Source organism: Aureimonas jatrophae (genome assembly GCF_900104035.1).
GTDB classification, from domain to species: domain Bacteria; phylum Pseudomonadota; class Alphaproteobacteria; order Rhizobiales; family Rhizobiaceae; genus Aureimonas; species Aureimonas jatrophae.
Genome location: NZ_FNIT01000002.1, coordinates 578,591 through 598,351 on the forward strand (window position 1 = coordinate 578,591; position 19,761 = coordinate 598,351).

18 protein-coding genes are annotated in these 19,761 nt (G+C 69.6%); 11 read left to right on the forward strand and 7 right to left on the reverse strand.

Annotated elements, in window-relative coordinates; all coding sequences use genetic code 11:
- Positions 1–223 precede the first annotated feature (223 nt).
- From BLQ76_RS07125 to BLQ76_RS07150, 6 genes are all read left to right on the forward strand, one after another.
- On the forward strand, positions 224–1,516 hold the full coding sequence (locus BLQ76_RS07125) for an amidohydrolase family protein (RefSeq protein WP_090670980.1): 1,293 nt from the start codon (positions 224–226) through the stop codon (positions 1,514–1,516).
- A gap of 104 nt (positions 1,517–1,620) precedes the next feature.
- Positions 1,621–2,604: a BMP family protein gene (locus BLQ76_RS07130; RefSeq protein ID WP_090671432.1), complete on the forward strand. Its 984-nt coding sequence runs from the start codon at positions 1,621–1,623 to the stop codon at positions 2,602–2,604.
- Positions 2,605–2,636: 32 nt separating this feature from the next.
- Positions 2,637–4,064 (forward strand): amidase, encoded by a 1,428-nt coding sequence (locus tag BLQ76_RS07135; protein ID WP_090670982.1) that lies wholly within the window; start codon positions 2,637–2,639, stop codon positions 4,062–4,064.
- Entirely contained in the window at positions 4,061–5,578 is a 1,518-nt protein-coding gene (locus BLQ76_RS07140; RefSeq protein WP_090670986.1) for an ABC transporter ATP-binding protein, read from the forward strand. The genes BLQ76_RS07135 and BLQ76_RS07140 overlap by 4 nt, the downstream gene beginning before the upstream one ends.
- Entirely contained in the window at positions 5,578–6,636 is a 1,059-nt protein-coding gene (locus tag BLQ76_RS07145; RefSeq protein ID WP_090671434.1) for an ABC transporter permease, read from the forward strand. The genes BLQ76_RS07140 and BLQ76_RS07145 overlap by 1 nt, the downstream gene beginning before the upstream one ends.
- Entirely contained in the window at positions 6,633–7,577 is a 945-nt protein-coding gene (locus BLQ76_RS07150) for an ABC transporter permease (RefSeq protein WP_090670989.1), read from the forward strand. Before BLQ76_RS07145 ends, BLQ76_RS07150 begins: the two co-directional genes overlap by 4 nt.
- A gap of 10 nt (positions 7,578–7,587) precedes the next feature.
- Here BLQ76_RS07150 and BLQ76_RS07155 read toward each other — a convergent pair whose 3' ends face one another.
- From BLQ76_RS07155 to BLQ76_RS07180, 6 genes are all read right to left on the reverse strand, one after another.
- Positions 7,588–8,643 carry an ABC transporter ATP-binding protein gene (locus BLQ76_RS07155; RefSeq protein ID WP_090670992.1) on the reverse strand — a complete coding sequence of 352 codons (1,056 nt, stop codon included), beginning with the start codon at positions 8,641–8,643 and terminating at the stop codon, positions 7,588–7,590.
- Positions 8,644–8,713: 70 nt separating this feature from the next.
- Positions 8,714–10,030, reverse strand: coding sequence for an alpha-glucosidase/alpha-galactosidase (gene melA / locus BLQ76_RS07160; protein WP_090670995.1), 1,317 nt, complete (start codon positions 10,028–10,030; stop codon positions 8,714–8,716).
- 41 nt (positions 10,031–10,071) lie between these two features.
- On the reverse strand, positions 10,072–10,914 hold the full coding sequence (locus BLQ76_RS07165) for a carbohydrate ABC transporter permease (RefSeq protein WP_090670998.1): 843 nt from the start codon (positions 10,912–10,914) through the stop codon (positions 10,072–10,074).
- Positions 10,915–10,924: 10 nt separating this feature from the next.
- Entirely contained in the window at positions 10,925–11,866 is a 942-nt protein-coding gene (locus BLQ76_RS07170; RefSeq protein WP_210184149.1) for a carbohydrate ABC transporter permease, read from the reverse strand.
- Between the two features lie 38 nt (positions 11,867–11,904).
- Positions 11,905–13,191, reverse strand: coding sequence for an ABC transporter substrate-binding protein (locus BLQ76_RS07175; RefSeq protein WP_090671002.1), 1,287 nt, complete (start codon positions 13,189–13,191; stop codon positions 11,905–11,907).
- Between the two features lie 73 nt (positions 13,192–13,264).
- Positions 13,265–14,326 (reverse strand): LacI family DNA-binding transcriptional regulator, encoded by a 1,062-nt coding sequence (locus BLQ76_RS07180; protein ID WP_170842504.1) that lies wholly within the window; start codon positions 14,324–14,326, stop codon positions 13,265–13,267.
- Positions 14,327–14,845: 519 nt separating this feature from the next.
- Between BLQ76_RS07180 and BLQ76_RS07190 the strand changes: the two genes are divergently transcribed.
- Positions 14,846–15,373, forward strand: a complete 528-nt coding sequence (locus BLQ76_RS07190) for a CYTH domain-containing protein (RefSeq protein ID WP_090671010.1) — start codon at positions 14,846–14,848, stop codon at positions 15,371–15,373.
- A gap of 87 nt (positions 15,374–15,460) precedes the next feature.
- Positions 15,461–15,658, forward strand: a complete 198-nt coding sequence (locus tag BLQ76_RS07195) for a hypothetical protein (protein WP_090671012.1) — start codon at positions 15,461–15,463, stop codon at positions 15,656–15,658.
- A gap of 200 nt (positions 15,659–15,858) precedes the next feature.
- Here the strand turns inward: BLQ76_RS07195 and BLQ76_RS22030 are convergent, their stop codons facing one another.
- Entirely contained in the window at positions 15,859–16,032 is a 174-nt protein-coding gene (locus tag BLQ76_RS22030) for a hypothetical protein (protein ID WP_170842505.1), read from the reverse strand.
- Positions 16,033–16,603: 571 nt separating this feature from the next.
- Here BLQ76_RS22030 and BLQ76_RS07200 point away from each other — a divergent pair.
- From BLQ76_RS07200 to BLQ76_RS07210, 3 genes are all read left to right on the forward strand, one after another.
- The gene (locus tag BLQ76_RS07200; RefSeq protein ID WP_090671015.1) at positions 16,604–17,716 is read left to right on the forward strand and encodes an iron-containing alcohol dehydrogenase; all 1,113 of its coding nucleotides are present in this window, start codon (positions 16,604–16,606) and stop codon (positions 17,714–17,716) included.
- 52 nt (positions 17,717–17,768) lie between these two features.
- Positions 17,769–18,797 (forward strand): aldo/keto reductase, encoded by a 1,029-nt coding sequence (locus BLQ76_RS07205; protein WP_090671018.1) that lies wholly within the window; start codon positions 17,769–17,771, stop codon positions 18,795–18,797.
- A gap of 102 nt (positions 18,798–18,899) precedes the next feature.
- On the forward strand, positions 18,900–19,754 hold the full coding sequence (locus tag BLQ76_RS07210) for an amidohydrolase family protein (protein WP_090671021.1): 855 nt from the start codon (positions 18,900–18,902) through the stop codon (positions 19,752–19,754).
- Positions 19,755–19,761: the final 7 nt, after the last annotated feature.

The following is a 19,761-nucleotide window of genomic DNA, read 5'->3' on the forward strand; positions in this document are numbered from 1 at the left end:
GGCTGTCCGGAAGCGAACGAGACGGTCGGGCACGACATTTTGATCCGATGGCATACGGCGACGCGTCCGTCGGTTGCTGCGATCAGCCGGACGGAACGGTGGTCTGAGGGGATGGCGGACGAGGGGACTTGACCTTGCCGGCGCGGTCCTGTGCACCTCCGCGCGAAGGAAAGGCCGGTCCCGTCATCGGGATGAACGGCGATCGAGGGCAAAAGGGGCTGCGATGTTCGATCTTCTGGTTGCGGGCGCGACGCTGCCCGATGGCCGCACCGGCATGGACGTCGCGGTATCGGGCGGGCGCATCGCGGCGATCGCGCCCCGGATCGAGGGCGAGGCGGCTGAACGCGTCGAGGCGGCGGGGCGCCTCCTGTCGCCGCCCTTCGTCGATCCGCACTTCCACATGGACGCGACGCTCTCGCTCGGCCTGCCGCGCCTGAACCGCTCCGGCACGCTTCTGGAGGGCATCGCGCTCTGGGGTGAGCTGAAGCCGCTTCTCACCGTCGAGGCCATGGTGGAGCGGGGGCTGCGCTACTGCGATCTTGCGGTCTCGCAAGGGTTGCTCTCGATCCGCAGCCATGTCGACGTCAGCGATCCGACGCTCCGCACGGCCGAGGCGATGATCGAGCTGCGCGAGCGCGTGCGACCCTATCTCGACCTCCAGCTCGTCGCCTTTCCGCAGGACGGCTACTACCGCAGCCCCGGCGCGGTGGCGCTTCTGGCGCGCTCGCTCGACATGGGGCTCGACGTGGTGGGCGGCATCCCGCACTTCGAGCGCACCATGACTGAGGGCGCGGCGTCCGTGGAGGCGCTGTGCCGGATCGCCGCCGAGCGGGGCCTGCCGGTGGACCTCCATTGCGACGAGAGCGACGACCCGCTCTCGCGCCATGTGGAAACGCTTGCCGCCGAGACCGTGCGCCACGGACTGCAGGGGCGCGTGGTGGGCTCGCACCTCACCTCCATGCACTCCATGGACAACTACTACGCCTCGAAGCTCATCGCGCTGATCGGTGAGGCCGGGCTTCACGTCGTCGCCAACCCTTTGATCAACATCACGCTGCAGGGGCGCCACGACACCTACCCCAAGCGGCGCGGCATGACGCGCGTGCCCGAGCTCATGGCAGCGGGCGTCAATGTCGCCTTCGGGCACGACTGCGTCATGGACCCCTGGTACGCGCTCGGCTCCGGCGACATGCTGGAGGTCGCCCACATGGCCGTGCACGTCGCGCCGATGACCTCGCGCGAGGGGCTTCGCGCGGCCTTCGACGCGGTGACCGTGAACGGGGCGCGTGCGATCGGCCTTGCGGGCTACGGCCTCGCGGTCGGCGCGCCGGCGAGCTTCGTGCTGCTCCAGGCCGCCGACCCGATCGAGGCGATCCGCCTCAAGGCGCGCCGCCTTCTCGTTGTGCGCGATGGCAAGGTTCTGGCGCGCGCCGAGCCGCAGACGAGCCGGCTGTCGATCCCCGGCCGCGAGGGCGTCGTCGACCCGTCGAGCTACGTGCCGCACGCCGCCGGCTGATTGTTCCTGTTCATTTCTCCGGCAGCCTTGCCGATTGACAGGATTAAAGGCAATCCGTCACATGCCCTTCATCCGGGGGCGTGTGACGAGGGGCTGAGATGGCGATGACAACGGGATCGATCGGACGGCGCGGGTTTCTTCTGGGATCGGCGGGTGTCGGCCTGGCGCTCGCCATGCCTCGCGCCTTCGCGCAGGCGCCGCTGAAGGTTGCCGGCATCCACGCCTCGCCGGTCGAGAACGCCTGGAACTCCTGCCTTCACCAGGCGCTGCTGGCCGCCGCCAAAGATGGAAAGATCGAGTACGTCTTCTCGGAAGGCGTGCGGGGGCCCGACTACGGCCGTGCCATGCGCGAATACGCCGAAGGCGGCGCCAAGCTCATCGTCGGCGAGTCCTATGCCGTGGAGAGCGAGGCGCGCCAGGTGGCGGGCGAATACGCCGACACCGCGTTCCTGATGGGTTCGTCGGGCGAGCCGGCGGGCGAGAACTTCGGCACCTTCGGCACGTGGAATCACGAGGCGGCCTATCTCGCCGGCATGCTGGCCGGAAAGATGAGCCAGAGCGGCGTCTTCGGCTCGGTCGGCGCGATCCCGATTCCCGAGGTCAACATGTTGATCAACGGCTTCCAGGCGGGCGTCACGGCGGTGCGGCCCGACGCCAAGCATCTCGTCGGCTTTATCGGCACCTTCTTCGACCCGCCCAAGGCGCGCGAAGCCGGCCTCGCCCAGATCGATGCCGGCGCCGACATCCTGTTCGGCGAGCGCATCGGCACGGCGGACGCGGCCAAGGAGCGTGGTGTCAAGGCGGTCGGCTCGCTGATCGACTACACGCCGCGCTATCCCGGCACGGTCTTTGCCAACGCCATCTGGAACTTCCGTCCGATTCTCGACGCGGCGATCGCGGATGCGGCGGCCGGACAGCCGACCGGCAAGAACTACACGCCCTTCAGCCTGATGAAGACCGGCGGCAACGACATCCAGTTCGACACCGCGCAGGTGCCCACCGAAGCGGTCGGGCCGATGGAGGAGCGCCGCGCCGCGATCAAGGCGGGCACGTTCGAGGTGCCGATGAACATGAGCGAGCCGGGCTGACCGCCTGCCGCCCAGCCATGCCGTCTCCTGCGATGCCATTATCCGCCGACGAGTCCCTCGCCGGCGGCGACGCCACCGCGCTCGGGTCTGCCGTGCGCGAGGGACGAATCTCGGCCGTCGAGGCGATGGAGGCGGCGCTGGATGCTGCGGCGCGCCTGGCCGACTTCGGCGCGATCACCCTCCTTGACGAGGCGGCGGGACGTGCGGCGGCGCAGCGGCTCGACCGCCTGCGGGCCGAGGACCCCAGCGCCCTCGATGCCATGCCGTTCGCGGGCGTACCGTTTCTCGTAAAGGACCTCGGCAGCCCGTTTGCCGGCATCCCCGTCCATGCGGGATCGCGCGCGCTCGCCGCGCGCCTTGCGGCATCCGCCGAGGACAGCGACTTCGCCGCGCGGCTGCGGGGGACCGGCCTCGTACCCTTCGGCCGCACCACGGTGCCCGAGTTCGGCTTGTCGCTGAGCAGCGAACCGCAGGCCTTTCCGCCCGCGCGCAACCCGCTCGACCCGAGGCTCACGGCTGGCGGCTCGTCGGGCGGTGCGGCGGCAGCCGTCGCGCTCGGCATCGTGCCGATCGCCCATGCGACGGATGCGGGCGGCTCGATCCGCGTGCCGGCCGCCTGCTGCGGCCTCGTCGGCTTGAAGCCCTCGCGCGGCGCGACGCCGGAAGGGCCCGATTTCGCCAACCATCTGGCGGGCCTGGCCTCCGAGCTCGTCGTGGCGCGCTCCGTGCGCGATCTTCGCACCGCGTTGCAGGCCGCCGGCGGTCGGGCGTTGGGGCCCATGCCGGACGTGGCCTTTGCGGATGCCACGCCGCGGATGCGCATCGCACTCGTCCAGACGCCGGGCGTCGCGCCGGAGCGCGCGGCGGCCGTCGACGCGGCCGCACGGCATCTGCTCGCCGCCGGCCACGCGGTCGAGACGCTGGAGCCGACGACGCTCGACGAGGCGAGCCGAGAGGCCGGCACGGTCTTCGACCGCATCGTCTGCGCCTCGCTCGCCGGGCTTTTCGAGGCGCTCGCCATTCGGGAAGACGAGGTCGAGCCGCTTTCGGCCGCCGCCGCCGAGCGGGGACGCAGGATCGGCGGGGCGCAGGTGCTGCGCGCGATCGAGGCCGGAGCGCGCATCGCCCGCCGCATGGCGCTCCTGTTCGAGCGCTTCGACGCGCTTCTCCTGCCGATGCTGGCGAGCGCCCCGCCGCCGCTCGGCGCCTTTCCGACCGATGACGCCGACGTCGACGCGCAATGGCGCCGCATGACGCGCTTCGCGCCGGGCGCAGTGCTGGCCAACGTCGCCGGCCTGCCGGCCGCGACGGTGCCGTTCGGGACGGACGGAGACGGTCTGCCGCTGCCCGTGCAGATCATGGGCCCCAACGGCTCCGACCTTCGCCTTCTCGATCTGGCCGACGCCCTTGCGCGCGAGCGGCCCTTCGCGCACCGCTTCCCCTTGGCGAGCCTTCGATGACCGCGACTCCCGCCCTGCGCCTCGAAGGGATCACCAAGCGCTTCGGCGCGACGCTCGCCAACGAGGACGTCTCGATCGAGCTCGGCCGAGGTGAGGTGCTGGCGCTCTTGGGCGAGAACGGCGCCGGCAAGACGACGCTCATGAACATCTTGTTCGGCCATTACATGCCGGATGCGGGCCGCGTCCTGGTGGACGGGCAGGAACTGCCGCCCGGTCGCCCGCGCGCCGCGATCCGCGCCGGCGTTGGCATGGTGCATCAGCATTTCGCGCTGGCTCCCAATCTCACGGTTCTCGAAAACGTCGTGGCGGGCACCGAACCGCTTCTTGCCTGGCGCTCCGCGCGGCGCGCGGCGCGCCGCAAGCTTGCGGACTTGGCGGAGCGCTTCGGCCTTGCGGTCGATCCCGATGCGCGCGTCGCCGACCTCTCGGTGGGCGAGCGCCAGCGCGTCGAGATCCTCAAAGGGCTCTACAACGACGCGCGCGTCCTGATCCTCGACGAGCCGACCGCCGTCCTGACTCAGGGCGAGGGCGAGCGGCTCTTTGCAACGCTGCGCCGCATGGCGGCAGGGGGCCTGTCGCTGATCTTCATCTCGCACAAGCTCGGCGAGGTCCTTGGCGCGGCCGACCGCATCGTCGTGCTGCGGGCAGGCCGGGTCGTCGCCGAGCGGCGTGCGGCCGAGACCACCAAGGATGAGCTCGCCGAGCTCATGGTCGGACGCCGCGTCGCGCGGCCGAAGCGCGAGGGGGCGGACGTCGGCGCGGTGGTCGCCGAGGCGAGCGGCGTCGACCTGACGCTCGGCGGCGTGCGGCGTCTCACGGGCGTCTCCTTCGCCGTGCGCTCCGGCGAAACGCTCGGCATCATCGGCGTGTCCGGCAACGGGCAGGCGGCGCTCGCCCGTCTCCTGTCGGGGCTGGCCGCGCCCGACCGGGGAAGCTTGCGCATTCTCGCGCAGGACGCCGGACGGCTGGGTGCCCGCGCCCTGGTGGAGGCCCGCGTCGGCCGCATCCCGGAGGACCGCAACGCGGACGGGGCGGTGGGCGACCTGCCGATCTGGGAGAACGCGGTGTTGGAGCGCGTGCGCGAGCCGCGCTTCTCGCGCCTTGGCTTCGTGCGGCGGGGCGCCGCCCGGCGTTTCGCGGACGAACTGATCCGGCGCTTCGACCTGCGCGGCGGCACGCCCGACAGCCGCACGCGCCTCCTGTCGGGCGGCAACATGCAGAAGCTCATCTTCGGCCGGAATCTCGACCGGGTGCCGCGCCTCCTGGTCGCCGCCCAGCCGACGCGCGGCCTCGACGAGGGCGCGATCGCCGCCGTCCACGGCGAGATCCTGGAGGCCCGCCGACAGGGCGCGGCCGTGATCCTGATCTCCGAGGATCTCGACGAGGTGCTGGCGCTCTCCGATCGCGTGCAGGCGATCCACAAGGGACGCTTGGGACCCAGCGTCCCGGCCGACACGCTGGATGCGCGCGCCCTCGGCCTCATGATGGCCGGCGAGTGGGAGCGCGCGGCCTGATGCGCATCGAACGCCGCGAACACCGCCCCGTCCTCTTTCTCGTCCTCGCCCCGATCGGCGCGGTCGCCCTGGCGCTCGCCCTGTCCGGCCTGCTCCTGGCGCTGGCCGGCGCGCCGGTGCTCGACGCCTATCGACGTATCGCGCTCGGCGCCTTCGGCTCGCGCCTCGCCGCGACCGAGACACTGACGCGCGCCGCCCCGCTGATCCTGACCGGTTTGGCCGTCGCGGTGGCGTTTCGCGCGCGCATCTGGAACATCGGTGCGGAGGGGCAGCTCTATCTCGGCGCGATCGCGGTCGCCGCGCTTGGCTCGAGCGGCGGTCTTCTCGCCGGGCTCCCCGCGCCTGTCCTGATCCCCGCGCTGATGCTGGCGGGGGCGCTGGCCGGCGCCCTGCTCCTGATCGGCCCGCTGCTCCTGCGCCTACGCTTCGGCGTCGACGAGGTCGTCACCACGCTCCTCCTCAACTTCGTGGTGATCCTCTTCGTCTCCATGCTGATTGAGGGGCCCTTGCGCGATCCCATGGCCTTCGGCTGGCCGCAGTCGGTGCCGGTGGCCGCCGACGCCACCCTGCCGAAGATCCTCGCCCGCTCGCGGCTCCATCTCGGCCTCGTCGTCGCGCTCGGGGCGGCGATCCTCGTCCACGTCGTGATGAGCCGGACCGTGTTCGGACTGGAGGTCCGCGCCGCCGGCCTCAACCCCGGCGCCGCGCGCTTTGCGGGCGTTCCGCTCGTGCGCACGCTGCTTCTCGCCGCCCTTGTGTCGGGCGGGCTCGCGGGGCTGGCGGGCGCCGTCGAGGTGATGGGCGTGCGCGGCACCGTCACCACCGACCTGTCGCCCGGCTACGGCTACAGCGGCATCGTCGTCGCCATGCTCGCCAATCTCCAGCCGCTCGGCGCCGTCGTGGCCGCGCTGTTTGCGGCGGCGATGTTCGTCGGCGCCGACTCCATGAGCCGGGCGCTCGGCGTGCCGAGCTTCATCGCCGACGTCACCGTGTCCCTCTCGCTTCTCGCCATGCTCGTCGCCCTTCTTCTCGTCAACTTTCGGGTCCGCCTCCGGTGAGCGCTTCTCTCGACATCCTCGCCTCGGCCGGTCTCTGGGCCGCGGTGCTGCGCATCGCGACGCCGCTCGTCTTCGCGACGCTGGGCGCGCTCCTGTGCGAGAGGGCGGGCGTCCTCAACCTCGGCATCGAGGGCATCATGACCTTCGGGGCGATGGTGGGCTGGCTCGCGGTGTTCAACGGCGCGGACCTGTGGGTCGGCCTTCTCGCCGCAGCCCTGTCGGGCGCCCTCTTCGGGCTCCTGCATGCGTTGATGACCGTACCGCTCGGCCTGTCGCAGCACGTCACCGGCCTCGGCATCACCTTGTTCGCCTCCAGCCTCAGCTACTACGTCTTCCGCCTCGTCGTGCCGCTGCAGGCGACGCCGCCCACGATCGAGCCCTTCCAGCCGATCGCCGTGCCGGGCCTGTCGGACCTGCCGTTCGTAGGGCCCGCGCTCTTCTCGCAGACCGCGCCGACCTATCTGGCGCTGGTTTTCGCGCTCGTGCTGGCCTGGGTGCTCGCGCGCACCCCGCTCGGCCTGGCGATCCGCCTCACCGGCGAGAACCCGCACGCCGCCGAGGCGCAGGGGCTCGATCCCGTTGGGATTCGGATCGGCGCCGTGGTGGTGGGCAGCGCCTTGATGGCGATGGGCGGGGCCTTCCTCACCCTGTCGGCCTTCAACAGCTTCTTTCCGACCATGGTGCAGGGGCGCGGCTGGATCGCCATCGCGCTCGTTGTGTTCGCGGCCTGGCGGCCGGGTTGGGCGGTGCTGGGCGCGCTGCTCTTCGCCCTGTTCGACGCCTACCAGCTCCGTCTGCAGACCGTGATCGGCAAGGCCGTGCCCTATCAGGTCTTCCTGATGATGCCCTACCTCCTGTCGATCGCCGCACTCTGCATCACCGCGCGCCGCGCCCGTGTGCCCCAGGCGTTGATGCAGCCCTTCATTCGGGGCGAGCGCTAGCGGGTCCGCCTCACGCGGCGAGGCGCTCGCCGTTCGCCGCGTCGAAGAGGTGGACGCGCTCGACCTCCGGCGCGATCGCGATGCGCTCGCCGGGGCGAGCCGTGATGCGCTCGCGGAAGACGCAGGACACGGTGGCTTCGCCCAGCTTGGCCACGACCTGCGTCTCGGAGCCCGTCGGCTCCACCACCACGATCTCCGCCGGCAGCCCGTCGGCGGCGAGCCGGAAGTGCTCGGGCCGGATGCCGTAGCGCGCCTCGCGGTTGCCGAGCGCTGCAGCCTGTGGGGGAAGCGGGAGGCGAAGGCCGGGCGCGACGAACTCGGGTCCCTCGACCCGTCCCTCGACGACATTCATGGCCGGAGACCCGATGAAGCCGGCCACGAAGAGGTTGGCCGGGCGGTCGTAGAGGTCGAGCGGCGCGCCGACCTGCTCGATCCGCCCGTCGCGCATCACGACGATCTTGTCGGCCATGGTCATGGCCTCGATCTGGTCGTGCGTGACGTAGACCGTGGTGGTGCCGAGCGTCTGGTGCAGCGCCTTGATCTCGGTGCGCATCTGGACGCGAAGTTTCGCGTCGAGGTTCGACAGGGGCTCGTCGAACAGGAACACGGCCGGGTCGCGCACGATGGCCCGGCCCATGGCGACGCGCTGGCGCTGGCCGCCGGACAGCTGGCGGGGGTAGCGGTCGAGCAGCGTCTCGAGGCTGAGGATCTTGGCCGCGCGCTCGACCTTCTCGCGGATCTGCGCCTTCGTGAGTTTGGCCAGCATGAGCGAGAAGCCCATGTTCTCGGCCACCGTCATGTGCGGGTAGAGCGCGTAGTTCTGGAACACCATGGCGATGTCCCGGTCCTTCGGCGGCAGGTCGTTGACGACGCGCCCGCCGATCCGCATCTCGCCTCCGGTGATCTCCTCGAGCCCCGCCAGCATGCGCAGCAGCGTCGACTTCCCGCAGCCCGACGGGCCCACCAGGATCACGAACTCGCCGTCGTTGATATCGACCGACACGCCGTGGATCGTCGCCACCGCGCCGTAGGATTTGCGCACGTCCCGGATCGCGACGTCGGCCATGGTTGTTTCTCCTCCCGTTGGATTCCCGTGCCGGGCCGTCGATCGCGGCGGCCCGGGTCGATGAGGCGTCTCAGGCGGCCGCGGCGCGGCGTGCGCGGGCGATGCCGGCGGGCATGGCATCGCCATGCGCCTCGATCATCTCGTCCACCATCGAGCGGATGTCGCGGATCGACAGGACGCTCGCCGTGTTGCGATCGAGCACGGCCGCGCGGTGGACGCGCTCGGCATCGCCCTCAAGCGCTGCCTTGACGGTGAGGTCCTGCACGAAGACGTGCGGCGCGCAGTAGCCGGCCAGTTCCGGCGGCAGCTCGCCGACATGGACCGGACGCAGGCCGTTGCGGTCGACAAGGATCGGCACCTCGACGCAGGCATTCTCGGGCAGGTTGGTGATGAGGTTCGTGTTGCGCACGTTGCCATAGATCACGCGCGCCTCGCCGGTCACCATGGCGTGGATGATCAGCGAGCCGTACTCGACCGAGCGCTCGATCGGGAAGGGCTCGCCGGCGAGCAGCTTGCGCCGCGTCTCGGCGTAGCGGCGCAGGTTGCGCTCGGAGCGACGCACGTACTCGTCCACCGGCACGTCGTAGTGCTCGATCTCCCGGTCCGAGCGCAGGAAGTGGGGCGTGTATTCGGCGTTGTGCTCGGAGGATTCCGAGATGAACCGCCCGAAGACGCGCATCAGCTCGAAGCGCACCTTGTCCTTGGCCACGATCTCGGGATCGCGCGAGGCCTCCCACAGGCGGGGATAGGCGTCCTCGGCGCCGATGCGCAGCTTCATGAACCAGCACATGTGGTTCACGCCGGCGCAGTCGTAGGAGAGGCTGTCCACCGGCACGCCGAGATAGCCGGCGAGGTCGCGCGCGGTGTTTTGGATGTTGTGGCAGAGGCCGACGACCTTCTGCTCCGGATACGCCTCGTAGACGGCCTGCGTCAGGATGCTCATCGGGTTGGTGTAGTTGAGCAGCAGCGCATCCGGGCAAAGCTCGCGCATGTCGGCCACCAGCGCCGTCATGAAGGGGATGGTGCGCAGGCCGCGGAAGATGCCGCCGATGCCGAGCGTGTCGGCGATGGTCTGCTTCAGCCCGTACTTGCGGGGGATGTCGAAGTCGATCAGCGTCGCCTCGTGCATGCCGATCTGGACCATGTTGATCACGAAGTCGGCGCCTTCCAGCGCTGCGCGCCGGTCGGCATGCAGCTCGATCCGCGGGTTCGCCTTGAACTGCGCCGCGGTCCAGCGCGCCATCATGCCGGCCGTCTCGAGGCGCTCGGGGTCGATGTCGTGGAGCGAGATCGTGACCTCGCGCAGCTGATCGAAGTCGAGAATGTCGGTCAGGAGGTTCTTCACGAAGACGACGCTGCCGGCGCCGATCATGGTGACCTTGAACATGGCTGATTTCCTTCGGATGCGATGCGGAAAAAGGGGACGCGTTACTTCAGGCCGGTGCCGGCGATGCCCTGGATGAGCTGGCGCTGGAAGAAGGCGAAGATCACGAGCATGGGCACGAGCGAGAGGAGCGCGATCGACATGATGCTCGTCCAATCGACGTTGTACTGGCCCTTGAGAAGGTTCAGCCCGAGCTGCACCGTGTACATGTCCTGGTCGGTCAGAACGATCAGCGGCAGGACGAAGTCGTTCCAGCGCCACATGAAGGTGAAGATGATCAGGACCGCGATGATCGGCTTCGACAGCGGCAGCACGATGCGCCGGAAGATCTGGAACTCGCTCGCCCCGTCGAGGCGGGCCGCCTCCAGAAGCTCGTCGGGAATGCCCAGCATGAACTGGCGCACCATGAAGATGCCGAAGGCCTCGGCCGCGCGTGGCAGGATCACGCCCCAGTAGCTGTTCAGGAGGTTGATGTCGGCCAGAAGCAGGAAGAGCGGGACGATGATGACCTGGATCGGGATCATCAGCGCGCTGATCACCGCGATGAAGAGGAGGTCGCGGCCCGCGAAGCGGAACTTCGCAAAGGCGTAGCCGCACAGCAGGTTGAGACTTACCGTGATGGCGACCGCGACCACCGCGATCACGGTGGAGTTCCAGGCCCAGTGGAGGAAGGGCATGGCGTCGAGGGCGGCGCGGAAGTTGCTCCACACCCAGCCCGTGGGAAGAAGGCTGGTCTCGCCCGAGAAGATCTGGTCGGCCGGGCGGATCGCGGTCGCGAACATCCAGTAGACCGGGAAGAGCATGACCAGGGCGCCGGCCGCGAGCAGGAGCCAGAGGCCGAAGCGCTCGATGCGGCGCGTATGGGGACTTGCGTTCGAGACGATCATGGCGCGCTCCTCAGATGAACTGCTCGGTGCGGCGGTTCACGCGCCACTGGATCAGCGTGAACACGAGCACGAGGGCGAAGAGCACGACGCCCATGGCGCTGGCGTAACCCATCTCCGAGGTCACGAAGGCGGCTTGGTAGATGTACTGGACGAGCATCGTCGTGGAGAAACCCGGCCCGCCGCCCGTCATCACGAAGATCAGGTCGAAGACCTGGAAGGAGTGGATGACGTTGAGGATCAGGAGCAGAAACGTGGTCGGGCGCAGGAGCGGCCACGTGACGTAGCGAAACTGCTGCCAGCGCGTCGCCCCGTCGATGCGGGCGGCCTCGTAGTAGCTGGGCGAGATCGACTGGAGCGCGGCGAGATAGACCACCATGCAGAAGCCGATGCGCGTCCAGAGCGTCGTGATGATGATCGAGGGCAGGGCCCATTGCGTGGTGGAGAGCCAGGCGATGGGACGGATGCCGAGATGGCCGAGGATGGCGTTGATGACGCCGTAGTTGTCGTTGAACAGCCAGGCCGAGATCACCGCCGTCGCGACGCTCGAGATGACCACCGGAAGGAAGAAGGCGCTGCGCAGAAGCGTGCGGGCGAAGAGCTCGCGATTGAGCCCGATCGCCACGGCCAGGCCGATCGCCAGGCTCGTCGGCACGGTGGCGAGCGAGTAGAGCACCGTGTTGCCGAGCGCCTGCCAGAACTGCCGGTCGGTGAGCAGCCGCTCGTAGTTCTCGGTGCCGGTGTAGAGCGGCGTGTCGATCAGCGACCACTCGTGGAAGCTGATGAAGAAGGCGTAGAACAGGGGAAAGAAGATGAAGACGCTGAACAGGACGAGGTTCGGCGCGATGAAGACGTAAGGCGTCGCGCGCGTCTTGAAGCGCTGCCACCGGGCGCTCTGGCGCCCGGTGGAGCGGACCCCGGCCCGCTCCATGCCGATGCTGGTGACCTGCGTCATGGACGAGCCTCCGAGGGGTGTTGCGAGAGCGCGGCGCGTCAGGCGACGAGAACGCGGTCGACGTCGGCCGCGATGGTCTCGGCCGTCTCCTCGGGCGACTGGCCCGACGTGAAGGCGAGGTCGAGCTGGTCGGCGAAGCGCGGGTTGAAGCGGCCCCAGGTCGGCAGCGTCACGGTGCGCACGAGATGCTCGGGAATGGTCTTCGTCATGTCCACGAAGACGCGCATCTCGTCGGGCCGCAGCTTGTAGTCGATGCCCGCATCCACCAGCGAACGGCGCACCGGCAGGAACTGCGCCTCGTTCACGAAGTCGCGCATGTTCGCCTCGTCGGTCAGGAAGCGCAGGAAGGCGGCCGCGGCCGCCGGGTCCTTGGCGTCGCGCGAGACCGCGACGCAGGTGCCGCCGAGATCGTCGGCCATCGCCTTGTCGCGCGGAAGATACGTGACGCCCCACTTGAAGCGGCTCGCCTGCTGCTGGACGAAGGGGATCTGCCAGTTACCGTTCAGCATCATCGGGATGGTGCCGTTCACGAAGAGGTTCTGGATGCGCTCCGAGCTCTTCAGCGACGTCGAGGGCGGAACGAGGCCCTCCTGGAACCAGCTCTGCGTCCAGCGGATCGTCTCGACGCCGGCAGCCTCCTGGATCGCGGAGGCCGAGAGGTCGTCGTTCAGGAGCTGGCCGCCGTGCTGGTAGAGATAGACCAGCCAGCGGTGCACGGCGCCGTTCTGCCAGCTCATCGCGAAGGGATAGCTTCCCGCCTGCCGCTCCTTGAGGAGCTTGGCGTTCTCGATGAACTTCGCCCAAGTCCAGGCGTCCTCCATCGAGGTCGGGAGCGCGATGCCCGCCTGATCCAGCGCGTCGGCGTTGTAGTAGAGGGCGAACGTGTCGGTGTGGTGGGGCAGCGCGAAGGGCGCTCCATCCACCGAGACCGCGCTCCAGACGGCCGACGTGAAGGCATCGCCCGTGTTGGCGTCCAGATAGGGGCTGAGGTCGACGGCGGCCTTGCCGGTCGCATAGCGCCCGACCTGCTGGTAGGTCACGCGGAAGAGGTCGGGCGCCTGGCGCCCCGCGAGCCGCGTGTCGACCTGCTGGTAGAACTGGGCGAAGGGCATGACGTCGAGGCGGATCGTCGTGCCGGGGTTGGCCGCCTGATACTTGGCGATCACCGCGTTGTAGGCGGCGACCTCGGCGTCGCTGCCCCAGACCGCGAGCGTCATCTCGCGGCTCTGCGCAAGGGCCGGCCGGGCCAGGCCGCCCGTGGCGAACCCCGCGCCCAGCGCGAGGCCGGATTTCAGGATGGTGCGTCGATCGATCCGTTGGGTCATGGGCTTCCTCCCGAAGCGTTCAGATGAAGGGGCATGGCCCGCCGCTTCCCTCGGCGGGTCGTGCGTTGTTGCCTTAGGGCGCGGGGCGTTCGCGCGCCCCGCAGGAGCCGCGCACCTCGAGGCGCACGGGCAGTCGGTGGGTCTCGCCGACGTCCGCGCCGGTCTCGATCGCGCGGATCAGCGTCTCGGCGGCCAGGCGCCCGAGCGCGCCGCGCGGGCTGTCGACGGTGGTGAGGGGCGGCGCCGTGAAGGCGCCGATGGCGAGGCCGTCGAAGCCGACCACCGCGAAGTCCTCCGGCACGCGCTGGCCGCGCTCGCGCAGCCGCGCCAGGACGCCGACCGCAAGCTGGTCGTTGTACACGAAGGCGGCCGTCGCCGGCTCGCCGTCCGCCTCCAGCAGTCGGTCGAGACCTGCGGCCCCGCCCGCCATCGAGTTTTCGGTGACCACCACAAGCGCCGGATCGAAGAACAGGCCCGCCTCCGCCAGCGCGCGGCGGTAGCCGTCGATACGGCTGCGCCCGTCGGCCGCCGGCCGAAGCCGTTCCGTGATGTGACCGATGCGGCGGTGGCCGAGCCCCGCCAGGTGGTGCGTCGCGAGATACCCGCCCTCCGCGAGATCGACGCTGACGGAGCTGATCGCCGGGTCGGGGCTGCGCTCCTGCAGGACGGCGACCGCCAGACCGCGCGCCCGCAGGATCTGGAGCTCGGGCGAGGAACAGTTGTCGTGGCCCGCCACGATGATGCCGTCGCAGGCCGCGCCCTGCAGAAAGGTCGAGACCCGGAACTCCTCGCCCGCCCGGATCGGGATCACGGCAACGGCATATCCCGCCTCGCGGGCGGCTTCCTGCGCCGCGTTCACGACATCCGAGAAGTAGGGGTTGTCGATGGTCGGCAGAATCAGCGCGATCAGCTTGGTCCGGCGCTCGCGCAGCGACCGGGCGGCGTGGTTCGGCGTGTAGCCGAGCTGGCGCGCGGCTTCGAGAACCTTGTCGCGCGTTTCGGAGGCGATGCGGGCGACCCCGGCCTTGCCGTTCAGGACCTGCGAGACCGTCGTCTGCGACACGCCAGCCAGGCGAGCGACATCGGCGCTGGTGGGCGCTCGCTTCGTCTCGGACTGGGTTGTTAAGTCGGTCATGTCGCGCTGCAACATTGCTAAAACGTATTAGCAAGGTGTCTTATTCGATCGGCCTTTGTCAACGGGCGCACGAACACGTGAAGGTTTCCAGCTCGTCGGCCCGGCCGAGAGGGCCACACCAACCCGTGCTTCGTCGCCCGGCCGGAGCGGGGCATTCCCCGGCCGACCCTTAGGTTCGGGATCGGTCGGCGACGCCGGGTCCGGCGATGGGGGCCACAGCGCTCGGGTGCTCGGGAGACGGCGGAGAACGACGGCCGAACGCGCCGAGGAACCAGAAAAGGATGTCCTCAGCCACTTCGTCGCGGTCGCCAAGCCGAAGCGTCGCGCCGGATCCGCGGTCCGCCTTCGTCACAATGACGGCCAGCGTTTTCGTCCGGTGCGGGGATCGTCCCCCGGCGACCGGCGTTCTGCCGCCGGGGCGGTTGGGGATCACAGGGAAGGGTGGTCCCATGCGGCCGCTGTCGTGGTAGGAACGCGGACCGGTCCTAGCGTTTCGGTCGACACGGGATTGAAGACGGCATGCATCTGGAAATCGAGCGCAAGTTCCTGGTCGCCGGCGAAGGTTGGCGAGAGCGGGCGACAGGCCGCCGGGCCTTGCGGGACGGCCTGGTCAGCCAGGGCAGCAACGGCAAGGTGCGCGTACGGCTCGACGGCGAGCGCGCCTGGCTCACCGTCAAGGGCGCGCGCTCCGGCATCAGCCGCACGGAATTCGAGTACGAGATCCCGGTCGCCGACGCCGAGCATATGCTTGCCCATGTCTGCAGCGGCTCCGTGATCGAGAAGACCCGCTTCCTTGTCCCGCATGCCGGGCAGGCCTGGGAGGTGGACGTGTTCCAGGGACGACTCGAAGGCCTGGTCTGGGCGGAGGTCGAACTCCAGTCCGAAACGCAGACCGTGACGCTGCCGCCCTGGGCGGGGCGCGAGGTGACGGGCGATCCGCGCTTCCGCCATGCGAACCTCCTGATGCTGTGCGCCCACGATCCGCAGCGCACCGGCCTTGCGGACCTGTTGCAGGAGGCGGGCGAGCGGCGGTTGCGCGCGTCCTGACCGAGCGACCAAAGCGGGCCGGGGTTTCATCCGCCTGTCATGCTCCTGAGGCATGGAGCCGTCTTCGCGAACCCACGAAGGTCCTCTATGCTCCGCCATCTCCTCGGCTTGTCCCTCCGCCCGTTCGGCGTCCGGCGCGAGCGAGGCGGGCGCAGTGCGCACGAGCAGCATCTCATCGTCTCGATGCTGGACGAGGGATGCTCCTATGCCGTGATCCGGCGACGGCTCAAGGTGCCGAACGCGGCGATCGACGTCGCGATCCGCCATCGCGGCGACGGGATCTGAGCGCTCGTCGCGCGGCCGAGAGGCTGCCCGGCCCGGAGCGTGTCCGCAGTCGTAAGGGTCGCAGGCGAGGCCCCGATCGAACGGACGAGGCCTATCGCTCGCCCTGCCGACATCCAGAGGGCTTGGGGAGCGGATGCCGCGAACGGTCCGGCGCCGGCCTTCTCATCGTTTCAAGGAAGCATCCTTCTCGTCGGTCATGTTCACTGCTGGGTACGACGCCTCGTGATGGATCGTCGCGGCGCGTTCCGCCTGTCCGCCGTGGCGGCGCCGGAGCGCACGAACGCGGCGTCCTGTCTGGTCATCTCGGCCGGATCGGCGGAGGCGGGATCGGACAACTCCAGCATCCGGTCGAGATGCGCCGTGACGAGGTTCACGGATGTCCGGATCCTCGGGTTGGCGGTTGATGGCGCTCGCCGCATCGGTCCATCCGTTTCGACCTCCTCAAGGGAGATCCGGGAAACGCAGGCTCCCGATCTGGAAAACGCCTCCACGAGGTTCTCATCGGCCTATTACTCCAAGACCTTGCGAACCGGCGTGCGCAGGACGCCGTGGCACCGGCCCTCAGCGTCGGCTTCGAGCTGAACGGGCAAAGCTCCTTGGCCTGCTGGTCCTGGCAAGTATGGCTGCACGATCGATGCGAGTCGGGGTCGACGCGTTCGGGCCGGTTGGGGGGGGGGCACCGATCCATCGGTTGACGATTCGTCCAGCAATTCGATACGTGTTGCCGTGAGGTGGAGGGGAGGCCGCCGACACAGGCCGAGATCGGGCTGCCTGTCCGTCGCACGCCGTATCACCGAAAATCTTGGGAATGCCGACCGCGCGGGCGCCTCGTTGCGATCGCTGCCGCCTGCCTCCGACCGACCTTTTCCTCCCGCTCGCCCCGGCGCGGCAGGGGCACGCCCTGCGCCGGTGGGCGTGCCCTTGATGACCCGAAAGCGTACTTGCATGGCCCTGATCACCTATCTGACCCGCATCGAGTTCGACGAGGGCGCGATCGCCAAGCTGCCGGACATCCTGGGCGGACTCGGCGTCGAGCGTCCGCTCCTGGTCACCGATCGCGGCCTTTTGGCGAGCGGGCTCGTGGACCGTGTGCTCGCTCTCTTCACCCGGCGCCCCGCGGTGTTTTCCGAGACGCCCGCCAATCCGACCGAGGCGGCCGCCGAAGCGGCCTTGCGCGTCTATGGCGACCAGAACTGCGACGGCCTCGTGGCTTTGGGCGGGGGGTCGTCGATCGACCTCGCCAAGGCGGTTCGCCTCCTGACCGGACATGCGGGACCGCTGGTGCAATATACGGCCGTGGAAGGGGGCGCCGCGCGCATCCATGGTCGCATATGCCCGCTCGTCGCCGTGCCGACCACGTCCGGTACGGGGTCGGAGGTCGGGCGCGCCGCCGTGATCATCACGGCGGAAGGGCGCAAGCTCGGCATCGTCTCGCCGCACATGCTGCCCACCGTTGCGCTTTGCGACCCCGAGTTGACCTACGGCCTGCCGCCCTTTCTGACGGCGGCTACCGGAATGGACGCCATTTCGCACTGCCTTGAGACCTTCATGGCGCCGTCCGTGAACCCGCCGGCCGACGCCATCGCGATCGACGGGTTGAAGCGCGGCTTCGGCGCGATCCGCGAGGCGGTGCGCGACGGCTCGAACGCGAAGGCGCGCTGGGAGATGATGATGTGCGCGCTGGAGGGCGCCATGGCCTTCCAGAAGGGGCTCGGTGCCGTCCACGCGCTGACCCATCCGCTCGGCGCGGTGCGTGAGCTCAACCTTCATCACGGCACGCTGAACGCCGTGCTCATGCCGGCCGTCCTGCGATTCAACCGCGAGGCGATCGGCGCGAAATGGGGCGTGTTGTCCGAAATCCTCGGCGGCGAGCCCGACCGGGTGATCGCCGATCTGTCGCGCGACATCGGCCTGCCGCCGGGCCTCTCGGCCATGGGCGTCACCGAGCCGATGATGGACCGCGTCTCGGGCGAGGCGCTGAAGGACCATTGCCACGGCACCAACCCGCGCATCCCGACGCGCGAGGAGTATCGCGAGCTTCTGCGCCAGTCGGCCTGATGCATCGCCCGAGGCTTCCCGTTCGAACGCACCATCCGCAGGGCCATACCCGATGAAGGCATCCGACAAGCGACCGTTGAAACGCGCCGGCGTCGAGCTGACGGCGCTCGGCATGGGCACCGCCCCGCTCGGCGGGCTCTACGCTCCGGTCGCGCTCGCCGACGCGTGCGCCGCGCTGGACGCGGCTTGGGAGGCCGGTATCCGCCACTTCGACACCGCTCCCATGTACGGGCTCGGGCGCTGCGAGCACCTCGCGGGCGAGCGGCTGCGCGAGGAAGACCCGTCCTCGTTCGCCGTCTCCACCAAGGTCGGACGCCTGATGACCTTCGAGCGGCCAGGGCGCACGCTGCCGCCGCCGCCGCCCAGGAACGAGTTCGATTCCGGCTGGCACAACGGCCTCCCGTTCCGCGAGGTCTTCGACTACTCCTACGACGCGATCCTGCGCTCCTATGACGACTCGCGGCAGCGCACGGGCCTGTCCCGGCTCGACATCCTCTTCGTCCACGACATCGGCCGCGTCACCCACGGCGCGCTTCACGACCACCACTGGAACGCTCTCACCCGGGGCGGCGGCTTCCGGGCGCTGGCGGAGCTGCGCGCGGCGGGCCTGATCGCGGGCTTCGGTTTGGGCGTCAACGAGACGCAAGCCATCGTCGAGGCGATGGAGGAGGCCGACCTCGACGTCTGCCTGCTCGCCGGCCGCTACACGCTGCTCGACGGATCGGCCGCCAAGACCCTCCTGCCCAAGGCGCTGGAGCGAGACGTCGCCGTGGTGATGGCCGGCGTCTTCAACTCCGGCATCCTCGCCTCCCCCGCGGGGCGCCGGACCTACAACTACGTCGACGCGCCCGCCGAGATCGTGGCGAAAGTCGAGGCGCTGGAGCGGGCCTGTGCGGCCTTTGTCGTGCCCCTGGCCGCCGCCGCGCTCCAGTTCCCGCTGCGACACCCGGCTGCGGCCAACGTCGTGATCGGCGCCCGGAGCGCGGCGGAGGTTCGGCAGAACGTCGCGTGGTTCGAGCAGTTGATTCCGGACGCGCTCTGGACCAGCCTCGCGGACGAGGGACTCATTCCACCGGGTTGAGTCGGTGCCGCACCAGGGACATGCCATGCCGCAGCGCGCGTATCTCTTGTCTGCCCCGACCGGAAGACGGCCGGCATTCCCGAGTCGGCCGGCGGGCCGCCCGTGAGCACGCCCGTCCCGACAACCGCGATCGACAGCCACCAGCACTTCTGGCGCCTTTCGCGCGGCGACTACGGCTGGATGGGTGACCACGTGAAGCCGCTCCTGCGCGACTTCATGCCGGAGGACCTCGAGCGTCTCCTGCGGCGCGCCGGCATCGGGCGCACGATCATCGTGCAGGCGGCGGACACCGAGGCCGAGACCGACTTCATGCTCGAGATCGCGGCGCAAACGCCCTTCGTGGCGGGCGTCGTCGGCTGGCTCGACATGGAGGCCGACGACTTCGCGGAGCGCCTTGCGCATTACAGTCGCAACCCGTTCTTCGTCGGTCTTCGGCCGATGCTGCAGGATCTCGACGACGACCGCTTCATCCTGCGCCCGCGCGTCCTCGACAACCTGAAGCGCGTGGCCGAAAGCGGGCTCGCCTTCGACATCTTGACCTTTCCGCGCCACCTGCCGCACGTCGCCGAGGCTCTTCGCCAAGCGCCCGGCCTGCGCGCGGTGGTGGACCATCTCTCGAAGCCTGCGATCGCGACCGGATCGCTCGATCCTTGGCGCGACGACATCGCCGCGCTGGCCGCCTTTCCCGACGTCTCCTGCAAGGTGTCGGGCATGGTGACCGAGGCGCGCGGCGACTGGGCGCTGGAGGATCTCGCCCCTTACGTCGACCACGTGGCGGCGTGCTTTGGCGAGGATCGCCTGCTCTTCGGCTCGGACTGGCCGGTGGCGACGCTCGCCGCAAGCTACGGCGAGGTCGCGAACGCCGCCCGAACGCTTCTCGGCCACCGGTTCGGGCCGGAGGCCATGGAGAAGATCTTCGGCATCAACGCCCGGCGCTTCTACCGTCTGCCCGACTGACGCGCGT